Source organism: Okeania sp. SIO2F5, from assembly GCF_010692685.1.
GTDB lineage: Bacteria > Cyanobacteriota > Cyanobacteriia > Cyanobacteriales > Microcoleaceae > Okeania > Okeania hirsuta.
Genome location: NZ_JAAHGU010000022.1, coordinates 1 through 4,971, shown reverse-complemented (window position 1 = coordinate 4,971; position 4,971 = coordinate 1). Strand labels below are relative to the sequence as shown.

At 36.3% G+C, this 4,971-nt stretch carries 4 protein-coding genes and 1 pseudogene; 1 reads left to right on the top strand and 4 read right to left on the bottom strand.

All coding sequences use genetic code 11. The features are described 5' to 3' along the window. From F6K27_RS10800 to F6K27_RS10785, 4 genes are all read right to left on the bottom strand, one after another. Positions 1-217, bottom strand: a 217-nt coding sequence (locus F6K27_RS10800) for a sugar phosphate isomerase/epimerase (protein WP_287300863.1), incomplete at its 3' end; no start/stop codon positions are given. 148 nt (positions 218-365) lie between these two features. After that, complete coding sequence (locus F6K27_RS10795; protein ID WP_124143327.1) at positions 366-1,565, bottom strand: MFS transporter; 1,200 nt, start codon at positions 1,563-1,565, stop codon at positions 366-368. Between the two features lie 307 nt (positions 1,566-1,872). Then, the gene (locus tag F6K27_RS10790) at positions 1,873-3,144 is read right to left on the bottom strand and encodes a hypothetical protein (protein ID WP_287273262.1); all 1,272 of its coding nucleotides are present in this window, start codon (positions 3,142-3,144) and stop codon (positions 1,873-1,875) included. Between the two features lie 91 nt (positions 3,145-3,235). Beyond that, positions 3,236-3,475 (bottom strand): hypothetical protein, encoded by a 240-nt coding sequence (locus tag F6K27_RS10785; protein WP_124143329.1) that lies wholly within the window; start codon positions 3,473-3,475, stop codon positions 3,236-3,238. Between the two features lie 914 nt (positions 3,476-4,389). Here F6K27_RS10785 and F6K27_RS10780 point away from each other — a divergent pair. After that, positions 4,390-4,917, top strand: a pseudogene (locus F6K27_RS10780) (IS1 family transposase); the annotation flags it as partial. Positions 4,918-4,971: the final 54 nt, after the last annotated feature.

Here is a 4,971-nt window from a genome sequence, read left to right as displayed (position 1 = left end):
TTCCTAAATCTACATTACTAGGAGTCATGGAAAATATTTCTAACCCATTATCTGCCAAAATATTTTTCACATTTTGAGGTTGAGTTTGATTAATATCTACATATAATTCCACTCCATCAAAACCCATGTCTGAAATAATATTGGCAGTTTTTTCTAATTTATTCTGACCAAATATCCAGGTAGTAACGCCGATTTTTCTCTGTATACTTATACTCATTTTTTTGTATTGCTAAATATATGAAAAAATACTCAAAGTATTTGCTTAACTTCTACTACATTTTTGAACATTGAAGCACAAGAACAACGAGCTTAAATTGTCCACTAAAGGTAATAAAGCTGATAGCTGAATGCCGACCGCTGAATGCTTATTCAATAGTCACAAAAAGTTTACTAATTAACCCCAAACTCAAAACAGAAAAACCAGCCGCAGCATAAAAAACTCCAGCCATTCCCCAAATTCCAAAAGCAACTCCAGCTAACAACGGACCTAATGCTTGTCCTGTAGATAAAACCGTAGCATTAACAGCCATAAAACCAGCGCGATAATCTGGAGGAGCGAGTTTTCCTAACAATGCCTGAGTAGCAGGATAACACATTCCATGAGCAGCTCCAAACAAAATACTAGGGATTAATAATAACCACATACTTTGTAGGAATGGAGTAACTATTACTGCCAAAGTATAAAGTACAAATGAAATTTTAATTAGGGTAAACTCTGATATAGATTGGGAAAATAATGCTACCTGAGAAGACACAAATGCTAAAGATAGCGCCATAGTTGCTAAAATAATTCCAATTGCCACATTAGAACCTGCAAAAATATCTGCAGCTAAAATCGGAATATAAGTAAAATAAGCACCAAATAGTAATATAAATAAAGCAACTACTGCAAACAACAATCCTAATACCTGCCTATTATTAACACTATGCCAAATATTTCTTAAATATACTCTCAAACGGAATTTTGGTGTTTTTTTAAAGGAGGGTAATTCTAGGAAAAAAATAACAGCAAGTACAACTGGAACTGCGAGCAATGGCAGTAAAAAAGGATAGCGCCATCCCCATGTTGCTAACCATCCAGTTATTAGAGGATACACTGTCAAACTTATACCAATCATACTAGCGTTGAATGCCATTGCTGATGTTAAACTTTTGCCTGCATACAAATCGCTGATTAATGTAAGTGCGAGGAATTCTAAACTAGCAGCTCCTACACCCTGGAGAAACCGCAATTCTAGCAATGTGCGAAAATTGGGAGCAAAACTGCAAGCAACTCCGGCGATGGCAAATAATAATAATGAGGGAATGAGTATTTGTTTTCTCCCAAAGCGATCTGCTAATACTCCTAAGATGGGAGTTCCAATGGCGATGGGTACAACAAATGCTGTAATCACTAATCCTATTTTTTCTGGAGGAATTTGCAGTGCTGATGCCATTGTTGGCAATACTGGTCCAATACTACCTGCTGAACCTAAGACTGCTATCAATGTTATCCCAATGATGATTTGCAGGTTTCTGTCTAAGTAAATTTTTGTACTGTGACTCAGAAATTTACTGTTTTCCATTGCTCGACCTTTTTTACAGTTGTCAGTGCATTAATGTAGTGGACTGACACAGCTAAAATGTTGCAATAAGTGTAGGTTAGGTTGAGGTGCTCACACCAATTATGCCACGGATATAGGGATTAATAGCTATAACGTAGCAAGATCCCGTCAGAGTAACCCAACAACAATTTTGCTCCCCATCTCTCCATATCCCCTAGGGACGTTCCATGGAACGTCCCTACCATAATGCACTATTTTAGCTGAAACAGTCCATTTGAATTTCGTTAGTATCAAAGTTTTGAGTCTACAAAGTCTTAATGCATGAATTTTAAATTTTGACTTTTGACTTCTGTTGAGGAGAAGTAGAGTTAGATTCCTCCATAATTGCAGTCTCAACTGCAACTTTCCTGGTAGAGTTAGATTGCTCCATAATTGCAGTCTCAACTGCAACTTTTCCAGTTGCTTTTTTAATATAATTATCCAGAACTTTTTCTACAGTTTTATTATCAACTGTCATCAAATAATCTCCTTCTGGATTATAACATTGACCGATTTTTTCTAACATAACAAACCGAAGGTCGTCCCCTGTTTTCTTATTATCTCCAATCATCGCCTTCATCAATAAATCAGTAGTTACATGCTCAGGCCAAGGATGATTAAATCCAAGTTTGTCATCAATAAAGTGGTGGTGCAAATCTACATCTGCTTGTGACATAAAGCCCAGTTCTTGCCCTAGTTCCGCTACTATTTTCATACCATAAGAAACTGCTTCTCCATGAGACAGTTTTCCTTTTAGCAGCCATTCCAAACCATGACCAAAGGTATGACCATACTCTAGAATAATTCCATAATGTTTTTCCGTCGGGTCTTTTTTAAGTATTTCTAGCTTGGAAAGAATAATTTTATAAGCTAGGTCAGTTAACACCTGCTGGGAAAAATTAAGCTCAGGATTAAGAGTTTTGTCTAAATAATCCAAGAAGGTAGGTTCAGCAATAAAACCATTTTTAATCCCTTCAATAATGCCACATCGCTTGGAGAAAGCAGGCTCTGTTTTGAGGTATTTTGTATCTGCCCAAATAAACAGAGGACTATGATAAATACCAAAGTGATTTTTACCACTTATACCATTAACCGCTTGTTTATTACTGAGGGTACTATCAGTTATACCAGTCATGGTTGTAGATACTTCGACAAAGTGAATTCCACGATAAATTAATCCAGCAACCAAACCGACGACATTTCCTACTGTTCCTCCACCAAAGGCAATTAATAGAGATTTTTTAGATACACCTTCATTAACTAATGTTTCACATATTTGCTCTAAGACTGAGAAATACTTACTTTTCTCACCAGCGGGAACCATTTCTAGAAGACATCTGTATTCCGAATTCAGTTCGTGGAACAGTTCCTCTCCGTAAAGTCCAAACATATTTTGCTCACAAAAGAAAAAGATTTTGTCTATCTCGTGTTTTGACAATTCTTTGAGAAAATGTTCTTTAATATCGTATCCGAAATAAAATGGACTGGGTTTTTCCAGCTCGGTGCTGAGTTCAACCATTTTTCCTGGAGTCCATTCTTGTGTAATGTTATAGTCAACCATGATTTTTCCTTTGTTGATAAAGTATTAATTGCTTATATTTAGATAGTGAACTAATTAAGATAAAATGTCAGTAGATTCAATCTACAATTTCCTACAATATCCGATCACGTTGTAGTCTGACCTTAATTTCACCAGCTAATTGTCTAGCTTGAAGATTGGGATTACCATGTTTACTACACCATTGGCGAACAGTTTGGGGTTGCACTCCCATCAACTCAGCAAAATCATCTCTGTTAAAACCTTCTAACTTCTCCTGTAGTTCAAAGAGTAGTTGAACTGGGTTATAATCAGATACTTGTATTCTTGCTAAATTGAATATTGTTTTAGGCATTATCTCAATTTCCTTTTGTTTGCAACATTGGTAAATCAACTCTAATGACCTTCTCCAAACCTTAACGGCGAGCGCTACAAAGTTAGCTTTCTCAAACTTAGGGATAAATTATTAATAAAAAAAGTTATTAAGCGGGATTTGCTAATAGCAAGTTTTTCCAAGCTACTTCGACTTAAATAAATCATTATTTTGTTGAAATTTTCTACTTAGGGTTTGCTGATTAAATCTAAAAGCATTGACGTATAAAGGTTGAGCGCATTTTTTTAGTTAAAAAAAGTGCAAGCTTAATGGTCGTAATGGTTCAAAAAATTAGCATTTTAGGCGCATAGTTGCGCAGAATAATCAAGGGATTATTCTTCCTCCTACTTCCTCTATAATTTCCATTTTTCCTGTCTCCTACCCTTACCCATAAGACTTTTTCAACAAACCCTACTTAAACTTAGTTTAGAACCGGAGCTACTAATTGAGATATCTTCTCAATATTTTTTTAAGTTATCAATAAAATTGATAACTTTGGGGTTTATTAAGAATAGTCTGCGATCGCAAGTCAAACTTTTAGCAGCAGTTTTATATCATGTCTGTTTAATTAGTTACAATAAACAAAAAAGTTGGGAAACGATCGGATAAGTATTGTCTCTAAATACTCTCAATTATCATGGAATGTTCTTTGTGTGGAGTATGGGGAGTGTGGGGGGCAAAAATCTTGTCTACAGTTATCAAAAAAATGTATTTTTCAATACACTTTTCTCCGATAAAAGCAGCTCCAAGACTTACATACACTATATTTCGGGCCAATACTGAAATGACCCTTACCAGAAAATCATCTTACCAATTACCAATGCTGAAATGCGGCGTTGTCAGAAAAAAAGATAATTCAGAGAATGATCAGCGTGTAAAGTTCAAGGAAAAATGTAATGGAATGTCCAGAATGCCACAGTCACCACATCCATAAAAATGGTCACGTGAAAAGGTAAGCAAAATTATATCTGTGTCAAGTGTGGCCGTCAGTTGCTCACAGAATATCAACATAGAGGATACAGTAATGATCTCAAGCGCAACTGCTGGAAAGTGTATGTTAATGGCATGGGTTTTCGTGCCATAGAGAGAATTACAGGAGTTTCACGCACAACGATTATGGATGGGGTTAAACTTGTGGGAACACTTCTACCAGATGCCTATGAGGCAGAAACTATCCCAGAGGTAGGAGAATTGAATCAACTAGAAACCTTTGTCGGAAAAAAAATCAAATCTGGCACAGGAGCTACTGTAGACAATTTTCCAGCGGGTATTTTAGGCTTGTTGTAGGTGACCATAGTAATGTTACTTTTGGGTGAGGAATGGTAATCCAGTTTATAGCAAATTTATTCCGGCAGGAGATCAGATTGTGAGCAAGACTTACATGACTGGTGTAGAGGGAGAAAATACACGCGCTACGTCATTACTGAGCTATGTTAGATGGCAATGTGCGCTGGCATATTTACAAATTACAAGAGGTG